The organism is Streptomyces sp. NPDC002935 (genome assembly GCF_040611295.1).
GTDB lineage: Bacteria > Actinomycetota > Actinomycetes > Streptomycetales > Streptomycetaceae > Streptomyces.
The window spans coordinates 251124-269633 of record NZ_JBEXNW010000004.1 but is presented as its reverse complement, the minus strand read 5'-3'; the positions used below and the strand labels follow the sequence as shown (position 1 = coordinate 269633).

Sequence of the window (18510 nt, the reverse complement as noted above, 5' to 3'; positions counted from 1 at the left end):
GGCCCGCACCCGGCACCGTTGCCTCACCATCGGCTGGACCGGCCCCCGCTCGGTCCCCTCGGCTCACGTCCGGTCCCGCAGCACCAGCACGCTCGCCGCCGCCAGTGCGGCGAGCCCCGCCGAGACGGCGATCGCGATGTCCGCGCCGCGGGCCGTTCCGCCGCTGGAGGTGACGAGGGCGATCGTGAGGGCCACCCCGGCGCACGAACCGATGTAGCGGAAGGTCTGCTGGGCGCCCGAGCCCATCGCGGCGCGGGTCGCGGGCACGGATTCGACGGCGAGCAGCGGCAGCGCGGCGTTGAGCAGGCCGCTGCCCACACCGGAGATGACGAAGCCCGGGAGCAGACGGGTCCAGGAGTCGGCGCCGATCGCGCCGAGCATCGTCAGGACGCCGGCCGCGTGCAGCGCGAAACCGAGGGCGAGCTGGTGACGGTGGGAGACCCGGCCGGCGAGACGGCGGGCCTGGAGGGCGACCGCGAAGGAGAGGCCGGACCACAGCAGGAACAGCCAGGCGGTGTCCATCGCGGACAGACCGAGCGTCCGCTGGAGCAGCGCCGGCAGGAAGCTGAACAGGCCGATCACCGCGAGGCCCATGAAGAGCCCGCCCGCCGACGAGGCGAGGAATCGGCGGTGCCGGAGCAGGCCCAGGTCGATCATGGGCGTCCCCGTGCGGCGTTCGACGAGGACGAACACGGACGTCAGGACGAGGAACGCCGCCAGCAGCAGCCCCACCGGCGCGCGCAGCCAGCCGTCGCGGCCCAGCGTCAGCGCGGCCACCAGCGACACCAGCGCGAGGCCGAAGGTCAGCGCCCCCGCGAGGTCGGGCCGGCCGCCGCGGGGTGCCCGGGATTCGGTCAGGGAGCGGGTTCCGAGGAGGGCGACGACCAGTGCGGCGGCGCCCAGGACGGCGTACGCCATCCGCCAGTTCCAGCCCGCTATGGCCCCCGCGAGGAGCGGGCCCGCCGCGATGCCGCCGCTGACGAACGCGCCCCACACCCCCGTCGCGTGCAGTCGCCCGCGCGGGGTCGGGAAGGCGTGCACGATCAGCCCCAGGCTGCTGGCGAGGATCGCCGCGCTCGCCGCGCCCTGCGCGACGCGGGTCAGGGTGAACAGCCAGGTCGAGCCCGCGAGCGCGCCCAGGGCGGTGGTGAGGCCGAGGGCGACGGTGCCGGCCAGGAAGATCCGGCGGCGGCCGTAGTCGTCCGCGAGGCTGCCCGCGACCAGGAGGAGCGCGGCCAGACCCAGCGGGGTGCCGTTGAGCAGCCAGGCCTGGGCGGAGACCGAGGTGTGCAGCGCGGCCGCGGTGTCGGGGAGCGTGACCATCGGGGCCGTGTACGTCATCAGGGCCACGGCGGTGGCGGCGCTGGTCAGGGCGAGGGTCGCGGTCGGCCGGGGGGCGCTCTCCGACGGGGTGGCCGAGGAGACCGGCGAGGTAGGGGAGGCAGGGGAGGCAGAGGAGGCGGGAGAGACCACTGAGGTCTGAGAGGCCGGGGGGACCGGAGAGGCCGAGGGAGGCCCGGGGGTCGAACCGGTCGGTGAGGTCGATGTCACAGCGCCCCCGGAGGGTGCGGTGGCATGCGTGGGCTGCGTGCTGGTGTCGGTCCGGTCGAGCCGGGTCATGGCCTGCCCTTTCGAAACGGTGGAACGGCGAACGGCGAACGTCGAACGGCGAACGTCGATACGGAGCGGCGTGGGTTCGGTCATTGAACCTTCCTCGCCGGTAGACCGTAACACCCTAGGTTCATTCACTGAACCAACATGTCGGAAAGTGGCTACAGTGGGGGCATGGCTCTGGGCAAGGACTATGCGACGCAGGAGTGCTCGATCGCCCGCGCGCTGGAGGTCGTCGGCGAGCGCTGGACGCTCCTCGTCATCCGCGACGCGCTCTACGGCGTACGGCGCTACAACGACTTCCTCGTGCACCTCGGCATCCCGCGCGCCGTGCTCGCGGCCCGCCTCCAGGCGCTCACCGCCGAGGGCATCCTCGAAAAGCGCCGCTACCAGGAGTCGCCGCCCCGTGACGAGTACGTCCTGACCGACCGGGGTATCGCCCTGTGGCCCACCGTGCGCTCGCTCGGCCTGTGGGGCCGCGAGCACTTCTCCGAGAGTCGCCTGCGTTACTTCCGGCACGCCGTCTGCGGCACGGAACTCGGCCCGTACGGCGAATGCCCCCGCTGCGCCATGGTCGTACCCGTCCCGGACGTCGAGATGACACCGGGCCCCGGACTCGACCGGGACCCGGCGGATCCGGTCAGCCGGGCGCTGCTCGGGCCGAGGCGGCTGCTGGAGCCGGTCGAGACGGACTCCCAGAAGCCGGCCGTGTCGGTTTCTCGGGAGTCGGCCGGGGCGGACCGTCGGGAGCGGGTCGGCGCGGACCCCCGGGGGACCGCCGAGGCGGACCGTCGGGAGCCGGGCGGGGCCGATTCCCGAGGGTCGGCCGAGAAGCATCCTGTATAACGAACGGAAGGACACGCGCACCACGTACGAGGGGCGCACCACGTACGAGGGGAGGGGCAGCCGATGATCCGCACCTGGGCCAACGCCCGCCCCGCCGCCGTACTGCTGCTCATGCTCCTCGAGGTCGCCCTGCTCGACACCGGCAGCCTCACCGCCACCGTCGCGCTCGCCGCGACCGCCGCGGCCGGGTCCGCCTTCGCCGCCTGCTCCCTCATCGTGTCGCGCTGCGCGCCCGCCGTGCCGCCCACCCGGGTGCGTACGGCCATCCGCGACCGCGCCCGCCGCACGGCCTTCCTGCCGCAACGCGATCCGGACGCCAGCGGGCGGCCGCGGCCCAGGGCACCCGGACACGCCCTCCCGGCGACCGCGTAGGGCACCCCTTCACCTCACCTCTCCATCCCCGGTGATCTCTGTCCCGGTGGACTCTTCGTCCCGGTGGACCTTGATCTCAGGTGGACCGTCGTTACAGGTGACCCCGCGCGGGTCGTCATGCCGTATTCCGTACTCCCGGCACGACGAGACCCCCGGAGGGCTCACCCATGTCCACCTTCATGTCCGCTTTCGCACACCTGGTCGAGCGGTTCGCCGACCTGCTCCAGCCGCTGTTCCACGCCTCGGCGGCCGCTGCCGCGATCGTCCTGTTCACCGCGCTCGTACGACTCCTCGTGCATCCCCTGTCGAGGGCGGCGGCGCGCGGGCAGCGGGCGCGCGCCGCGCTTCAGCCGCAGATCACGGAGTTGCGGAAGAAGCACGGGAAGGACCGCGAGAAGTTCCAGAAGGCGCTGATGGAGCTGCACGCCGAGGAGAAGGTGTCGCCGCTCTCCGGATGCCTGCCCAGCCTGTTGCAGATGCCGGCCTTCTTCCTCCTCTACCACCTGTTCTCCAGCTCGACGATCGGCGGCGGGGCCAACACCCTGCTCGGGCACACGCTGTTCGCCGCGCCGCTCGGGGGCCGCTGGACGGACGCGCTCGGCGACGGCGGGCTGTTCGGGCCGGCCGGGCTCGTCTACCTGGCCCTCTTCGCCGTCGTCGCGGTCGTGGCCGGCTTCAACTACGTGCGGACAAAGCGGATGACCGCCGCCGCGCCCGCGGTGAGCGACGGTGAGCAGGTGCCCGGGCTCGCCTCGGTCACCAAGCTCATGCCGTTCATGTCCTTCTTCACGCTGTTCACCGTGGCCGTGGTGCCGCTGGCCGCCGCGCTGTACGTGGTGACCAGCACGACCTGGAGCGCGGTGGAGCGGGCGGTGCTCTACCGGGACATGCCCGGGGCCGCGCCCGCGACCGCGGCTCTCGTCTGACGGCGGCGCTTGTCGGAGAGGGGTCCTTGTCCCATGGCGCGCCTTGTCGGACGGCGGCCCCTTGTCGGAGGCCCGCACTCGCTGGTCCAGTCCGTGAACGGGGTCTTGCGGACTGGACGGTGAACTTGGAGGATCGACCAGTCCTCCGGTGGCTGCACCCGTCGGTCGACGGCCCGCGATCGAGGGAGACGGTGACCATGAAACTGCTGCGAGTCGGTACGGCGGGGTCGGAGCGGCCCGCGTTGCTCGACGCCGAGGGGACCCTGCGGGATCTGTCGGGCATCGTCGCCGACATCGACGGGGCGCTGCTCGCCGACGACGCGGCGCTCGGCCGGATCCGGTCCGCCGCCGAGGCTGGTGAGCTGCCCGTGCTGGACGCGGCCGGACTGCGCGTCGGGCCGCCGTTGGCCCGGATCGGCAAGGTCGTGTGCATCGGGCTGAACTACCACGACCACGCCCGGGAGACCGGAGCCGAGCCGCCCGCCGAGCCGGTGATCTTCTTCAAGGCGGCGGACACCGTGGTCGGGCCGAACGACACGGTGCTCGTGCCGCGCGGGTCGGTGAAGACCGACTGGGAGGTCGAGCTCGCGGTCGTCATCGGCCGCACCGCCCGCTATCTGGAGTCCGAGGAGGAGGCGCTCGCCCATGTCGCCGGGTACGCGGTGGCGCACGACGTCTCCGAGCGCGAGTTCCAGATCGAGCGCGGCGGCACCTGGGACAAGGGCAAGAACTGCGAGACGTTCAACCCGCTGGGTCCGTGGCTGGTGACCGCGGACGAGGTCCCGGACCCGCAGGCGCTGTCGCTGAGGCTCTGGGTGAACGGCGAGCTCAAGCAGGACGGCACGACGGCCGAGCAGATCTTCCCGGTCGCGGAGGTCGTCCGCTACGTCAGCCGGTTCATGACGCTGTACCCCGGCGATGTCATCAACACCGGGACGCCGGCCGGGGTGGCCCTGGGGCAGCCCGAGCCGAAGCCGTTCCTGCGGGCGGGCGATGTCGTGGAGCTGGAGATCGAGGGGCTGGGACGGCAGCGGCAGGAATTCAAGAACGCGTAAGCGCTCCGCTGGGTTCGCCGGTATGGGTCCGCCTGTGTCGGCGCGCGTTCTCGATCGCGGGTGCGTGGTGGCTTGGCCCGCGGATGCGCGCCCCTGGCGGGGCTGCGCTGTCCGTGGGTCGCCGCGGGTGCGTCGTGGCCGGTCGCGCAGTTCCTCGCGCCCCTTGGAGGGGCGCGGTGTCCGCTGTTGGCTGTGGGCTCGTCGTGGCCGGTCGCGCAGTTCCCCGCGCCCCTGAACGGGGCTGGCGTTCGTTGTGGTCCGTCGGCACCTCGCGCCCCTGAACGGGGCCGCTGTCCGTTGTGGTCCGCGGACTCCCCGCACCCCCGGACGGGATGCGCGGCCCTGGTGGGGGCGCGGGGAGCGTCTTGTCAGGCGGAGAGGTGTTTCTCCAGTGCCTCCACCACCAGCTGGTGGTCCTCGACCTGGGGCAGGCCCGAAACCACCACCGTGCCGATGACGCCCGCGCCCGTCACCGCGATCGGGAACGCGCCCCCGTGGGCCGCGTACGTGTCGGGGTCGAGGCGCGAGGACTCCTCGAAGGTCGTGCCCTTCGCGCGGAAGCGGGACCCGACCAGGAGCGAGGAACAGCCGTAGCGCTCGACGACATGGCGCTTGCGGTCGATCCAGGCGTCGTTGTCCGGGGTCGAACCCGGCAGCGCCGCGTGGAAGAGCTGCTGGCCGCCGCGGCGGATGTCGATGGCGACCGGCGCGCCCTGCTCGCGGGCGAGCTCGACGAGGAGCGTGCCGAGGGCCCAGGCGTCGTCAAGTGTGAAACGAGCGAGCGTCAGACGGCGCTCCTGCTCCTCCAGCTCGGCGATCTCCGGTGCGACGGGCGCGTTCACAGTGACACCACCACTCCCTCGTGGGCGGAGCGGCGGGCCGCCTCCAGGACGTCGAGGGCGGCCGCGGCCTCGTGCGCGGTGACCGGGCCTGGGCCGCCGTCACGGATGGCGGCCGCGACGGCCGCGTAGTACGCGGGGTACGCGCCCGGAACGGTGGGCGCGGGGCGACCGCCACCGGTCAGCGGGGACTCGCCGGAGCCGACGCGGCCCCACAGGGCCTCCGGCTCGATGCCCCACGAGTCCGTGCCGCCGGGCCGCTTGCCGTCGCGCAGCTCGGCCTCCTGCGGGTCGAGGCCGTACTTGACGTAACCGGCCTGCGAGCCGAGGACGCGGAAGCGCGGGCCGAGCTGCGCGGTGGTCGCGGAGACGTAAAGGTGGGAGCGGACTCCGCTCACGTGCGTGATCGCGATGACCGTGTCGTCGTCGGTCAGCGCGCCCGGGCGGCGGATGTCCGACTCGGCGTACACCGAGGCGGCGGGGCCGAAGAGGACGAGCGCCTGGTCGACGAGGTGGCTGCCGAGGTCGTAGAGGAGACCTCCGATCTCTGCCGGGTCGCCGGACTCGCGCCAGCCGCCCTTCGGCTGCGGGCGCCAGCGCTCGAAACGGGACTCGAAGCGCCAGACGTCGCCCAGCTCGCCCTCGGCGATCAGCTCGCGGAGGGTCAGGAAGTCGTTGTCCCAGCGGCGGTTCTGGAAGACGGAGAGCAGCAGGCCGCGCTCGTCGGCCAGGGCGGCCAGCTCGCGGGCGTCGGCCGCCGTACCGGCGATGGGCTTGTCCACGACCACGGGGAGGCCCGCCTTGAGGGCGGCGGTCGCGATCGGGACGTGGGTCTTGTTCGGGGACGCGATGACGATCAGGTCGAGTTCGTCGGCGCGTGCCAGCAGTTCGTCGGGCGTGGCGGCGAACCGGAGTCCGTCGCCGAACTCGGCGCGGGCCTGCGCCTGGCGCTCCGGATGGGTGGTGACGACCGTGTCGAGGGCGAGCCCTTCGGTCGTGGCGATCAGCGGGGCGTGGAAAACGGAACCCGCGAGGCCGTAGCCGACGAGACCCACGCGGAGGGGCGTACCAGTCATGCCTGTCATGGGTCCTACTTTCGCAACGCTGTTGCCAAAGTGCAAGCGCGGGGGACAATGGGTGATGTGAACAGGACCAATGAGGGTGGGGCCGGGATGCCGGGGATCCCCGGGAAGCCGGGGGCTGTCGCGGGTGGTGGGGTGGTCGGGGTGAACCTGCCGGCCCTGCGCAGTCACAACGCGGCGCTGGTGCTCGATCTGCTGCGTACGGCGGGGGCCGCGGGCATCAGCCGCCTCGAACTCGCCGAGCGGACCGCACTGACCCCGCAGGCCGTCAGCAAGATCACCGCGCGGCTGCGGGCGGACGGTCTCGCGGCGGAGGCCGGGCGCCGCGCGTCCACGGGCGGCAAGCCCCGTACGGTGCTGCGGCTCGTACCCGAGGCGGGTCACGCGGTCGGGCTGCACCTCGACCGCGACGAGCTGACCGTGGTGCTCTGCGATCTCACGGGCGCCGTGGTCGCCGAGCGGCGCGCGCCGCTGGACCTGGGGGCCGGGGCGGACGCGGTGGTCGAGGGGGCGGCCGGGGAGGTGTCTGTCCTGCTCGGCGGGGTGTCACCGCTGGGCGTGGGGGTCGCGCTGCCGGGGCCCCTCGACCACACGCTGGGGGTGCTGCACCGGGTCACGGGGTTTCCCGAGTGGGACGGGTTCGCGCTGCGGGACGCGCTGGCCGGGCGGCTCGGGCTGCCGGTGGTGGTGGACAAGGACACCAACGCGGCGGCGCTCGGGGTCGCGGTGGGGTCCGGCACCCGGTCCGGCTCCGGCTCCGCGGGCGCCGGATCGTTCGCGTATCTGCATCTCGGGACGGGCCTGGGAGCCGGGCTCGTGATCGGTGGAGTCGTGCACCGGGGGGCCCGTACCGGGGCCGGGGAGTTCGGGCATCAGGTCATCCAGCTGGACGGGCCGCTGTGCGAGTGCGGGAACCGGGGGTGCATCGAGGTGCTGTGTCTGGACGCGGTGGGGCGGGGGACCGTGGACGAGGCGGCCCGGGTGCTCGGGGCCGGGGCGGCGAACCTGGTCGGGCTGCTCGACATCGACCTCGTCCTGCTGGGCGGTCGCACGGTCGCGGCCCACGAGGAGGTCTTCGTGCGCGGTGTCGGCGCCGTTCTGGACGAACGCGCCCGGCGTGAAGGGGGCGGCGCCGCGGTGCCGGTCCGGGTGGCCCCCGGCGGGGCACGGGGAGTGGCCGAAGGCGCGGCCCAACTGCTGCTGGCCCCGCTGTTCGGACGGGGAGAGGGCTGAGCGAAGGGGACGCGGACCGGGCGAAGGGGCTGTGCGCGCCGGGCGATGGCGGTGTGGGCCTGGTGGGTGACTGTGCGCCGGGCGGGCGGAGTTCGCGCTCGGCCAGGGGTCCGGCGAGGGGCCCGGCGAGGGGGTTGGGGGCCGGCCAGGGACTCGGGCCCCGTGTGGGGCTTGGGCCGGGTGGGGGGAGTTCTGCGGCCGAACGGGGTGACTTCGGGCGGGGCGGTCCGTCGGAGGGGGTGGCGCGTGCCAGGGTCGCGAGGCCATTGCCCGGCACCGACTGACGCTTTCGGTCCTCCCGATCCCCCCACCCTCCGATCGGCCAAAGGCTCCTCATGCGACTGCGTACGTCCCACCCGCTCGCCCCGACCGCCCTCGCCCCGACCGCGCTCGCCCTCTGTGTGACGCTCACGCCGACCCCGGCCCACGCGCTGGACCCCCGCCCGGCCTGCGTCTCGTCCGACACCCGCGACTTCCCGATCAGGACCCGTATCCACGGTGGCCCCGACGCCTACCAGGCCGGCGGCGACTTCGGGACCTGGTACATCGACCTCACCAACACCACGGCGCACACCTGCAGCGCGATCCACCCGGTCGTCGTCCTCGTGGACGCGAAGCGGACGTTGCGGCCGGAACAGGCGCGGCTGGAGTTCTACGAGGGGGACCGGGCGCATGCGGTGACGTTCGAGAGGACCGACCAGGACGAGAACGTGGCGCCGTTCGACGACGGTTTCCCCGGGTTCACCGTGGCACCCGGGCGCACCCTCACCGTGAAGGTGCGGCTCTCCCTGACCTCCGGCGCGACCGCGCCGAACACCATCCTGGCGAACGCGGCCGTCGTGCAGCGGCACGAGGACGACGGCGACTGGGTGGGGGAGTCGAACGACTACCGGTTCCGCGTCGAGGACGACGACGCGGACCCGGACCCGGAGAAGGGCAAGGACACGGACGAGGGCGGCACCGCGGACGCCGGTGCCGACGCGAGTGCCCGTGCCAGTGCCGGTACGGGCACGGCGAGCGCGGGCACCGGCAGCGGGACCACCGGGGGCGGGACGACCGTCGGCGCGACCGCGGGGACCGGCGCGGCGGCACCGTCCGCGGACGAGCTGGCCAGGACCGGACCCCGCACACCGAACCGGCTGGGACTGGCCGCGCTCGCCCTCGCGCTGCTCGCCTCCGGAGCCGGACTGCTCGCCCTGTCACGGCGGGTGCGCCGGCGCTGACACCTGGAAGCCGCGCCGGTAACGCCGTCTGCGACGATCGTTTCCGTGGACTATCCGAACGACCAGGCCCCCGGCGCCCCCGTCCGCTCCGGCATTCCGGAGCACGGCCGCATCCCGAAGTACTACGCGGTCAAGGCGCACATCGCCCGGCTCGTCGAGGAGTTGGGCGAAGGAGGGCTCCTGCCCACCGAGCGAGACCTCTCGGAGACGTACGAGGTCGCCCGCGAGACGGTGCGACAGGCGCTCCGTGAGCTGCTGCTGGAGGGGAAGCTGCGGCGGCAGGGACGCGGCACGGTGGTCGCCGGACCCAAGCTGGAGCAGCCGCTGTCGCTGGCGAGCTACACCGAGGGCGTACGGCGGCAGGGGCGCACCCCCGGTCGTACGCTCATCTCCCTCGACCGGTTCCCCTGTCCGGAATCACTCGCCACCGAGGCGGGACTCCGGCGCGGTGAACCCGTCTGGCACATGGAGCGGGTGCTGCTCGCGGACGACGAACGGGTCGGCCTGGAGAGCACGTACGTGGCGGTGGGCCGGGTCCCGGACCTCGACCGCGACTTCGACCCCGACTCCTCGTTCTACGCGTACCTCCACGACCGGCTCGGCGTGGCGTTCGGCGACGCGGACGAGCGGATCGAGACCGTGCTGGCCACCCCGCGCGAGGCGCTGCTGATCGGCACACCGCCCGCGCTGCCGATGCTGCTGATCCACCGGATCTCGCGGGACACGGACGGGCGGCCGCTGGAGCGGGTGCGGACGCTGTACCGGGGGGACCGGTTCTCGTTCACCGCGCACCTAGGCGATTGATCCGGGCGATCGATTCCAGCCAGGTCGAGGCGGGCTCCGGTCCGCCTCTCTTTATAACGACAAGATAACGGGTCTAGCCCAAACGTGATGGGCAGTTCACCATCTGGTTGCTGGCCGGACCCTTCCGATTCCCCCGTCCCGAGGAGCGTGGCCGTTGTGAGAGTGATAGTCGTCGGAGCCGGCGTGGTGGGCACCCTGCACGCCTGGCATGCAGTGGAGCGCGGCCACGAGGTCGTACAGATCGAGCGTGAGGCGGAGGCCCGCGGGGCCTCGCTGCGCAACTTCGGGCAGATCTGGGTCAGTGGTCGCGCCGGAGGAGCGGAGCTCGAAACCGCCCTGAGGGCACGGGAGTTGTGGGAGGAGATCGGGGCGCGCGTCCCCGGTCTCGGCTTCCGGGCCTGCGGGTCGCTGACCCCGGTGCGCAACCCGCGCGAACTCGCCGTCGCCGAGGCCGCCCTGGCCCGCGACGACGCCGCCGCCCGCGGCTACAAACTGCTCACCGCGGGCGAGGCGCGTGCCGTGAACCCCGCGCTGCGCGGCGCCTTCGAGGCGGCCCTGTACTGCGAGCGCGACGCGGCCGTCGAGCCGCGCACCGCCCAACTCGCCCTCCGGGCAGAGCTTTTGAAGTCCCCGAACTACACCTTCCGGCCGGGCCGCGAGGTCCGTGAGGTGATCGGCGAGCACGCCGTCCGCGACGACCACGGGGACGTCCACAGCGGTGACGCCGTGGTGCTGTGCACGGGGGCCTGGCTCGGCGGTCTCGTACGGGAACTGGCGGGTCCCGAACTGCCCGTGCGGCGCGTACGGCTGCAGATGATGCAGACCGACCCACTGGGCGAGCCGCTCACCACCTCCGTCGCGGACGCCGACAGCTTCCGCTACTACCCCGCGTACCGGAGCCCGGCCCTCGACGAGCTCAACGCCGGTCAGCCGCAGGCGCCGACCGCCGCCGAGCACCGGATGCAGCTGCTCATGGTGCAGCGCGCGGACGGCGGGCTGACCATCGGCGACACCCACGAGTACGAGCACCCCTTCGCCTTCGACACCCTCGAAGACCCCTACGACCACCTCACCGAGGTCGTCGAATCCTTCCTCGGCCGCCCGCTGCCGAAGATCCGGCGCCGCTGGGCCGGGGTGTACGCGCAGTGCACCGACCCGAGCAGGGTCGTGCACCGCCAGCGCGTGCGGGACGGGGTGTGGCTGGTCACCGGGCCCGGCGGGCGCGGCATGACCTGCTCTCCCGCCATAGCCGAGACGACCGCCGACGAACTGGGATGGTGACCGAGTTGAACGACATACGCGACCTACATCTTGTGGTGCTCGACATGGCCGGCACCACCGTCGCCGACGGCGGCCTCGTGGAGCTGGCCTTCGCCGCGGCCGCCGGGGAACTGGGCGTCGAGCCCGGCTCCGCGGACCACACCGAGAAGCTCGACTACGTCCGGGCCACCATGGGCGAGTCCAAGATCTCCGTCTTCCGCCACCTGTTCGGCGAGGAGTCCCTCGCCCGGCGCGCCAACGCCGCCTTCGAGAAGGCGTACGGGGAACTCGTCGACGGCGGGCGCGTCGCGCCGATCGAGGGTGCCCGCGAGGCGATCGAGGAGCTCCAGGGCGGCGGCCGGACCGTCGTCCTGACCACCGGGTTCGCCCGCGTCACCCAGGACGCCATCCTCGACGCCCTCGGCTGGCGGGACCTGGTGCCGCTCACGCTGTGCCCGGCGGACGCCGGGGGCCGCGGACGCCCCTACCCCGACATGGTGCTGGAGGCGTTCCTGCGGACCGGGGTCGCGGAGGACGTCCGCCAGATCGCCGTCGTGGGCGACACCTCGTACGACATGCTCAGCGGCGTACGCGCCGGGGCGGGCGTCGTCGCCGGCGTGCTCACCGGGGCGCACGACGACACGGCGCTGCGCGCCGCCGGGGCCGGGCACGTACTCGGCTCGGTGGCCGAACTCCCCGCGCTGCTCAGCGAATTCGCCGCCGCCGGAGCCGGACGATGAGCAGCGGCATCCGCTTCGAGGGGGTGTCCGTCGCCTACGGCGGCACCACGGTTCTCGACTCCTTCGACCTGACGGTCGAGCCCGGCGAGGTGATGGCCCTGCTCGGGCCGTCCGGGTCGGGGAAGACCACCGCGCTGCGGGCCGTCGCCGGATTCGTGCGGCCCGCCGCCGGGCGGGTGTTCATCGGCGACCGCGATGTGACCGACCTGCCGCCCCACCGGCGCGGGATCGGCATGGTCGTCCAGCAGTACGCGCTCTTCCCGCACATGCGGGTCGAGGACAACGTCGCCTTCGGACTCAAGGCGCAGAAGGCCCCCAAGGGCGAGATCCGCGGGCGGGTCGCCGAGGCGCTGGAGATGACCGGGATGGCGGCATACGCGCGGCGCCACCCGCGCGAGCTGTCCGGCGGACAGCAGCAGCGCGTCGCCATCGCGCGGGCGCTCGCCATCCGGCCCGGCGTCCTCCTGCTCGACGAGCCGCTGTCCGCGCTCGACGCCCGGCTGCGCACCGGGATGCTCACCGAACTCGCCCGGCTGCACCGCGAGTTGCCGGACGTGTCCATCCTGTACGTCACCCACGACCAGGTCGAGGCACTCACCCTGGCCGACCGGATCGCGGTCATGGACAAGGCGCGGCTGCGGGACGTCGGCACGCCGCGGGAGCTGTACCGGGCGCCGCGCACCGAGTTCACCGCGACCTTCGTCGGCAACGCGAACCTGTTGCCGGTGACGGTGGGTTCCGGCGCGGTGTCCCTCGCCGGGACCGAGTTCAAGGTTCCGACGGGGGGCGTCGCTTCCGGTGCGACCGCGACGCTGTGCGTACGCCCGCACCTCGTCGGCCTCGGCCCCGGGCCCAACCAGGTCACCGGGGCCGTCGTCGAGGTGCAGTGGCGGGGGGCCACACACCGGCTGTACGTCGATGTGGCGGGCCACCGGATGATGGCCGACCTCCGTGAGCTGCGGAGCCCGCCGGCCCCGGGGGAATCGGTGGACCTGCACTTCGCGTCGGAGGACGCCGTGCTGCTCGCCGGAGGGGTGACCGGTGGGTAGGTCCAGTGAACCTCTGACGACAAGTGGCCCGGCGCTGTCGGCTGTGCCCACCCGTTCCGCCCTGCGGAACGATTGCCCACAGCGGGAGCAGTCGGAGCAGTCAACACCTCCCGACGGCGGGACGGCGAAGACGGGTCGGGGTTTCCGGCGTCGGTCCGGCGCTCCGCTCTGGGCCCTGCCCCCCGTAGCCGTGCTCGGGCTGGTGTTCCTCTATCCGCTCGCCCTCGTCGTCCAGCAGTCGTTCCAGCCCGACACCGGGGGGACCTCGGCCCAGGCCTACGGGGACGTGTTCGCCTCCACCGCCTTCCGGGAGGCGCTCGGCACCACCGTGTGGCTGGCGCTGGGCTCCACGGCCGGATGCCTGGTCCTCGGGTTCGTGCTCGCCCTGGTCATCGCCTTCGTGCCGTTCCCCGGCGCGAAGGCGGTCGCCCGGTTCATCGACGTCTTCCTCTCCTTCCCGTCCTTCCTGATCACGCTCGCGCTGCTGTTCGTCTACGGCACCGTCGGCATGGCCAACGGGCTGTGGACGGGCGCGACCGGGGCCGCCGAGGGCCCGTTCCAGTTCCTGACCACACCGTGGGGAGTGCTCCTCGCCGAAGTCACCTACTTCACCCCGTTCGTGATGCGGCCGCTGCTCGCCGCCTTCTCGGGGATCGACACCGGTCAGCTGGAGGTGGCGTCCTCGCTCGGTGCGCGGCCCGCGCGGATCGTGCGGCAGGTGATCCTGCCCGAGGCGCTGCCCGCGCTCGCCGCCGGCGGCAGCCTCGTCCTCGTGCTCTGCCTGAACGAGTTCGGGATCGTCCTGTTCACCGGGGCCAAGGGGGTCACGACCCTGCCGATGCTCGTGTACAGCAAGGCGATCCTGGAGTCGGACTATCCGGGAGCCTGTGTGGTCGCCGTCGTCAACGTCCTGATCTCCGTGGGGCTCTACGGCCTCTACCGGGTGGTGAGCCGCCGTGTTGGTGCATAGCCGCAAGGGGAGATGGGCCGCCTGGGCCGTCTTCCTCGTCCTCTTCCTGCCCCTGTTCGCCCTGCCGCTGATCGTCGTCCTCGCCGCGTCGTTCGCCACGAACTGGTCGAGCGCGTTCCCGTCCGGCTTCACCACCGGCCACTACACCGCCGCCACCCGCGGCGCATCCCTCCAGGCACTCACCACCAGCCTGGTCACCGCCCTCACCGCGAGCCTGCTCGCGCTGGTCGTCGGCACCTGGGCGGCGCTCGCCGGGCACGCCCTGAAGAAGCGCGGCAGACGTTTCCTGGACGCGCTGTTCATGCTGCCGGTCGCGGTGCCCTCCGTCGTCGTCGGGCTCGCGGTCCTGGTCGCCTTCTCCAAGCCGCCGATGCTGCTCAACGGCACCCGGTGGATCGTCATCCTCGCGCATGCCGTCCTGGTCACGGCGTTCGCCCACCAGTCGGTGTCGGCGGCCGTCGTCCGTCTCGACCCGGCCTACGAACAGGCCGCCGCCTCGCTCGGCGCCCGGCCCTCCTACGTCCTGTGGCGGGTGCGGCTGCCGCTGCTGCTGCCCTCGCTGACCGCCGCCGCGGGACTCTGCTTCGCCCTGTCCATGGGCGAGCTGAGCGCCACCGTGATGCTCTACCCGCCGGACTGGACCCCGCTTCCCGTCCAGATCTACGCGGCCACCGACCGCGGCGCCCTGTTCACCGGGTCCGCGCTCGCCGTGGTCCTCATGACGGCGACGGTGCTCGTCCTGTTCGCCGTCTCCCGGATCCGTACCAAGGCCTCCTACCGCTGATCCGTCCCACCCTCAGAAGCCCCCGAGAACACCGACAACGCAAGGAGTTCACCTCGCCATGCCCAGAAACGCTCGCCCGCGCCGCCTCGCCCCGATCGCCGCCGTCATCGGCAGCCTCGCCCTCGCCGGCTCCCTCACCGCCTGCGGCGGGGACTCCGCCGCCTCCGACGCCAAGGTCGTCACCGTGTACAGCGCGGACGGCCTGAAGGGCGAGAACGGCGACGGCTGGTACGACCAGGTCTTCAAGGACTTCGAGAAGGAGACCGGGATCAAGGTCGAGTACGTCGAGGGGGGTTCGGGCGAGATGGTCCAGCGGGCCGTCCGTGAGAAGACCAACCCCCAGGCCGATGTCCTCGTCACCCTCCCGCCGTTCATCCAGCAGGCCGACGGCAAGGGACTGCTCCAGAAGTACCCGCCCAAGGGCTCCGACCAGGTCGACGGCGCCGACAAGGCCGCCGACGCCACCTGGACCTCCGTCGTCAACAACTACTTCGGCTTCGTCTACAACAAGAAGGAGCTGAAGCAGGCCCCCACCACCTGGGACGAGCTGCTCGACGGGACGTACAAGAACAAGCTCCAGTACTCCACCCCGGGCGTCGCCGGAGACGGAACCGCCGTGCTCATCAAGGCGATCCACGACTTCGGCGGCAAGGACGCCGCGCTCGCCTATCTGAAGAAGCTCCAGGCCAACAACGTCGGCCCGTCCGCCTCCACCGGCAAGCTCGCCCCCAAGGTCGACAAGGGCGAACTGCTCGTCGCCAACGGTGATGTCCAGATGAACTACGCGCAGTCCAAGGACATGCCGAACCTGGGCATCTGGTTCCCGCAGGCCACCGACAAGGCCACCGACGCCGCCGGGAAGCCGACCACCTTCGGGCTCCCCTACGCCGCGGGCCTCGTCACCAAGGCCCCGCATTCCGAGAACGGCAAGAAGCTCCTCGACTTCATGCTGTCCGCCAAGGCCCAGCAGCAGGTCAGCGAGATCGGCGGCGGCTTCTCCGCACGCGGCGACGTCAAGGCCGTCGACGCGAACGCCATCGCCCTGACCAAGCTCATGGACGGCGTCGAGATCTTCGAGCCGGACTGGGCCGACATCGACAAGAACCTGACCACCTACGTCGAGGACTGGAAGTCCGCCACCGGCAGCTGACCCCGGTCCGGCAGGCGACTCCGCCCGCCCCGCGACGCCCCTGGAACCACCGGGGGCGTCGCCGTGCCCGAACACCTCACCTCTCGCCGTTCCATCCGTGCCCCACACCCTCGTCCCCCTTCCGGAGGATCACGTGTCGACACGCATGTCCCGTCGTTCGCTGCTCGCCTCGGCGGCCGGCCTCGCCCTCGCCGCCGGCCCGCTCGCGGCCGTCGCCCGCGCCGCCGCCAAGACCCCCAAGGTCCTCGTCATCGGCCTCGACGGCACGCTGCTGAGCCGCGTCAAGGACGCCGACGCCCCCAACCTGGACGCCCTCATGGCCGCGGGCCTCACCGCGCCCAGCAGCATCTACGCCAACCCGTTCGCGCCCACGCTCTCCGGCCCCGGCTGGTCCACCATCATCACCGGCGTCTGGCCCGACAAGCACAACGTCAAGGACAACACCTTCACCGGCCAGAAGTTCGCGCAGTACCCGGACTTCCTCACCCGGATCGAGACCGCGAAGCCGTCCCTGAACACCTACGCCGTCTCGTCCTGGGCACCACTCACGGACACCGTCTTCTCCTCCAAGGTCGACACCCGGGTGTCCACCCCGAGCGCCGAGTACGACACCGGCACCACCGCGCGCGCGGTGGCCCGGCTGCGCGACACGAACCCCGACGCGGTCTTCGTGCAGCTCGACAACGTCGACCACGCGGGCCACAGCTACGGCGCCGCCAGTCAGCAGTACCTGGACGCCGTCCACGGCGTCGACACCCAGGTCGGGCAGATGGTCGCCGCGGTCAAGGCCCGCGCCACCTACGCCACCGAGGACTGGCTGATCATGATCACCGCCGACCACGGGCACACCGACGCGGGCGGCCACGGCGGCTCCAGCTGGCCCGAGCGGCAGACCTTCATGATCGCGACCGGACCGACGCTGGCCCCCGGCTCCGTGCGGTACGACGTCAGGATGCCGGACATCGCCGCCTCCGCCCTCGCGCACCTGGGCGTCGCGATCGACCCGGCCTGGGGGCTCGACGGCCGGCCCGTGCAGCAGCCCTCCCCGGACGACTTCGACACGCTGCGCCCGCTGCTCGGGACCCGCGTCGACGAGACCGGCATCGGCGCCTCGGTCGTCGGCTTCACCCACACCCCGCCGAGCGGCTGGTCGGTCGACAACTCCGCGATGGGGACGGGCGGCGTCACCGAGTGGCGCGGCTGGTCGTTCACCACGGACGAGTTCTGGACGAAGGCGCAGGCCGACCAGAGCCGCGAGGGCAATGTCCGGGCCCGTGGCGTCTTCGCGGTGGCCGACGGCGACGAGTGGAGCGACAAGTCCTTCTCGGGCAGCTTCGACTCCACCCTGATCAGCCCCGCCTACCCGGTCACCGGAGGCACCGCGGCCACCCTCACGTACACCACGTACTACCGCCAGGAGTCCCCGCAGAAGGGCGAGGTGCTCGTCTCCTACGACGGTGCGGCGCCGGTCAGCGTGAGGACGTACACCGCCGATGTCCCCTCCCGCGTCGAGAAGGTGACGCTCCAGGTGCCGGCCGGTGTCTCGACGGCGCGCGTCCGGTTCCGCTACACCGGCGGCAACAACTGGTACTGGGTGATCGACGGTGTATCGGTCAAGCCGGTCTGACCGGACCGGGACAACCGCATGATCCCGGCCAGGCCGGTATCGCGCCGTCCTGACTAGGCTGGGGGCGTCGGCACAACGTCGTTCCGGCGCCCCCGGATCGAGTGCGTACGTACGCCAGGACGGCAGGAGACCCAGCACATGTCAGAGCGCAAGCCCATCGAGTCGTGGCTCACCGACATGGACGGCGTCCTCATTCACGAGGGCGTGCCGATCCCCGGCGCCGACGCCTTCATCAAGAAGCTGCGGGAGTCCGGGAAGCCCTTCCTGGTCCTGACCAACAACTCGATCTACACGGCGCGCGACCTGCACGCCAGGCTCAAGCGCATGGGCCTGGACGTGCCGGTCGAGAACATCTGGACCTCCGCCCTCGCCACCGCCAAGTTCCTGGACGACCAGCGGCCCGGCGGCACCGCGTACGTCATCGGCGAGGCCGGCCTGACCACCGCGCTGCACGACATCGGGTACGTCCTGACCGACCACGAACCGGACTACGTCGTCCTCGGCGAGACCCGTACCTACTCCTTCGAGGCCATGACGAAGGCGGTCCGGCTGATCAAGGGCGGCGCCCGGTTCATCGCCACCAACCCCGACGAGACCGGCCCGTCCACCGAGGGGCCGCTGCCCGCCACCGGAGCGGTCGCCGCGCTGATCACCAAGGCCACCGGAAAGCAGCCTTACTTCGCGGGCAAGCCGAACCCGCTGATGATGCGGACCGGGCTGAACGCCATCGGCGCGCACTCCGAGACCAGCGCCATGATCGGCGACCGCATGGACACCGACGTCCTGGCCGGCCTGGAGGCGGGGATGCAGACCTTCCTCGTCCTGACCGGGCTGACCACGCCCGAGGAGATCCAGCGGTACCCGTACCGGCCGTCGAAGATCGTCGACTCGATCGCGGATCTCGTCGACCGCGTCTGAACCCCGGGCAGGACCGATCGG

At 72.3% G+C, this 18510-nt stretch carries 17 protein-coding genes and 1 pseudogene; 15 read left to right on the top strand and 3 right to left on the bottom strand.

Annotation, left to right across the window (positions count from 1 at the left end):
* Positions 1-63: 63 nt before the first annotated feature.
* Positions 64-1473, bottom strand: coding sequence for an MFS transporter (locus tag ABZX90_RS07075; protein ID WP_355202129.1), 1410 nt, complete (start codon positions 1471-1473; stop codon positions 64-66).
* Between the two features lie 312 nt (positions 1474-1785).
* Between ABZX90_RS07075 and ABZX90_RS07070 the strand changes: the two are divergent.
* The 4 genes and pseudogenes from ABZX90_RS07070 to ABZX90_RS07055 form a co-directional block, all read left to right on the top strand.
* A pseudogene (locus tag ABZX90_RS07070) lies at positions 1786-2304 on the top strand (helix-turn-helix domain-containing protein); the annotation flags it as partial.
* A gap of 216 nt (positions 2305-2520) precedes the next feature.
* Positions 2521-2829, top strand: a complete 309-nt coding sequence (locus ABZX90_RS07065) for a DUF6412 domain-containing protein (RefSeq protein ID WP_355202126.1) — start codon at positions 2521-2523, stop codon at positions 2827-2829.
* A gap of 167 nt (positions 2830-2996) precedes the next feature.
* Entirely contained in the window at positions 2997-3755 is a 759-nt protein-coding gene (locus ABZX90_RS07060) for a YidC/Oxa1 family membrane protein insertase (RefSeq protein WP_355202123.1), read from the top strand.
* A gap of 197 nt (positions 3756-3952) precedes the next feature.
* Positions 3953-4810 (top strand): fumarylacetoacetate hydrolase family protein, encoded by an 858-nt coding sequence (locus ABZX90_RS07055; protein WP_355202120.1) that lies wholly within the window; start codon positions 3953-3955, stop codon positions 4808-4810.
* 368 nt (positions 4811-5178) lie between these two features.
* Here ABZX90_RS07055 and ABZX90_RS07050 read toward each other — a convergent pair whose 3' ends face one another.
* Both ABZX90_RS07050 and ABZX90_RS07045 read right to left on the bottom strand, forming a co-directional pair.
* Complete coding sequence (locus ABZX90_RS07050; RefSeq protein ID WP_355202117.1) at positions 5179-5652, bottom strand: heme-degrading domain-containing protein; 474 nt, start codon at positions 5650-5652, stop codon at positions 5179-5181.
* Positions 5649-6734: a Gfo/Idh/MocA family oxidoreductase gene (locus ABZX90_RS07045; RefSeq protein ID WP_355202114.1), complete on the bottom strand. Its 1086-nt coding sequence runs from the start codon at positions 6732-6734 to the stop codon at positions 5649-5651. Before ABZX90_RS07045 ends, ABZX90_RS07050 begins: the two co-directional genes overlap by 4 nt.
* Before the next feature lie 87 nt (positions 6735-6821).
* Here ABZX90_RS07045 and ABZX90_RS07040 point away from each other — a divergent pair, with 87 nt between their 5' ends.
* From ABZX90_RS07040 to ABZX90_RS06990, 11 genes are all read left to right on the top strand, one after another.
* Positions 6822-7964, top strand: coding sequence for an ROK family transcriptional regulator (locus ABZX90_RS07040; protein WP_355202359.1), 1143 nt, complete (start codon positions 6822-6824; stop codon positions 7962-7964).
* Between the two features lie 335 nt (positions 7965-8299).
* Positions 8300-9187 (top strand): hypothetical protein, encoded by an 888-nt coding sequence (locus tag ABZX90_RS07035; protein ID WP_355202111.1) that lies wholly within the window; start codon positions 8300-8302, stop codon positions 9185-9187.
* Positions 9188-9232: 45 nt separating this feature from the next.
* Positions 9233-9991 carry a GntR family transcriptional regulator gene (locus ABZX90_RS07030; RefSeq protein ID WP_351122483.1) on the top strand — a complete coding sequence of 253 codons (759 nt, stop codon included), beginning with the start codon at positions 9233-9235 and terminating at the stop codon, positions 9989-9991.
* Positions 9992-10147: 156 nt separating this feature from the next.
* Complete coding sequence (locus ABZX90_RS07025; protein WP_355202108.1) at positions 10148-11272, top strand: TIGR03364 family FAD-dependent oxidoreductase; 1125 nt, start codon at positions 10148-10150, stop codon at positions 11270-11272.
* Positions 11273-11277: 5 nt separating this feature from the next.
* Positions 11278-11991 (top strand): phosphonatase-like hydrolase, encoded by a 714-nt coding sequence (locus ABZX90_RS07020; protein WP_355202105.1) that lies wholly within the window; start codon positions 11278-11280, stop codon positions 11989-11991.
* Entirely contained in the window at positions 11988-13040 is a 1053-nt protein-coding gene (locus ABZX90_RS07015; RefSeq protein WP_355202102.1) for an ABC transporter ATP-binding protein, read from the top strand. Before ABZX90_RS07020 ends, ABZX90_RS07015 begins: the two co-directional genes overlap by 4 nt.
* A 175-nt stretch (positions 13041-13215) precedes the next feature.
* A complete protein-coding gene (locus ABZX90_RS07010; protein ID WP_355202356.1) occupies positions 13216-14010 on the top strand; it encodes a 2-aminoethylphosphonate ABC transporter permease subunit in 795 nt (264 codons plus the stop codon).
* Positions 13997-14794: an ABC transporter permease subunit gene (locus tag ABZX90_RS07005; protein ID WP_355202099.1), complete on the top strand. Its 798-nt coding sequence runs from the start codon at positions 13997-13999 to the stop codon at positions 14792-14794. The genes ABZX90_RS07010 and ABZX90_RS07005 overlap by 14 nt, the downstream gene beginning before the upstream one ends.
* A gap of 58 nt (positions 14795-14852) precedes the next feature.
* Positions 14853-15944 (top strand): 2-aminoethylphosphonate ABC transporter substrate-binding protein, encoded by a 1092-nt coding sequence (locus tag ABZX90_RS07000; RefSeq protein ID WP_355202096.1) that lies wholly within the window; start codon positions 14853-14855, stop codon positions 15942-15944.
* A gap of 145 nt (positions 15945-16089) precedes the next feature.
* Entirely contained in the window at positions 16090-17571 is a 1482-nt protein-coding gene (locus ABZX90_RS06995; RefSeq protein ID WP_355202353.1) for an alkaline phosphatase family protein, read from the top strand.
* A 138-nt stretch (positions 17572-17709) separates the two neighbouring features.
* Complete coding sequence (locus ABZX90_RS06990) at positions 17710-18489, top strand: HAD-IIA family hydrolase (RefSeq protein ID WP_351122465.1); 780 nt, start codon at positions 17710-17712, stop codon at positions 18487-18489.
* Positions 18490-18510: the final 21 nt, after the last annotated feature.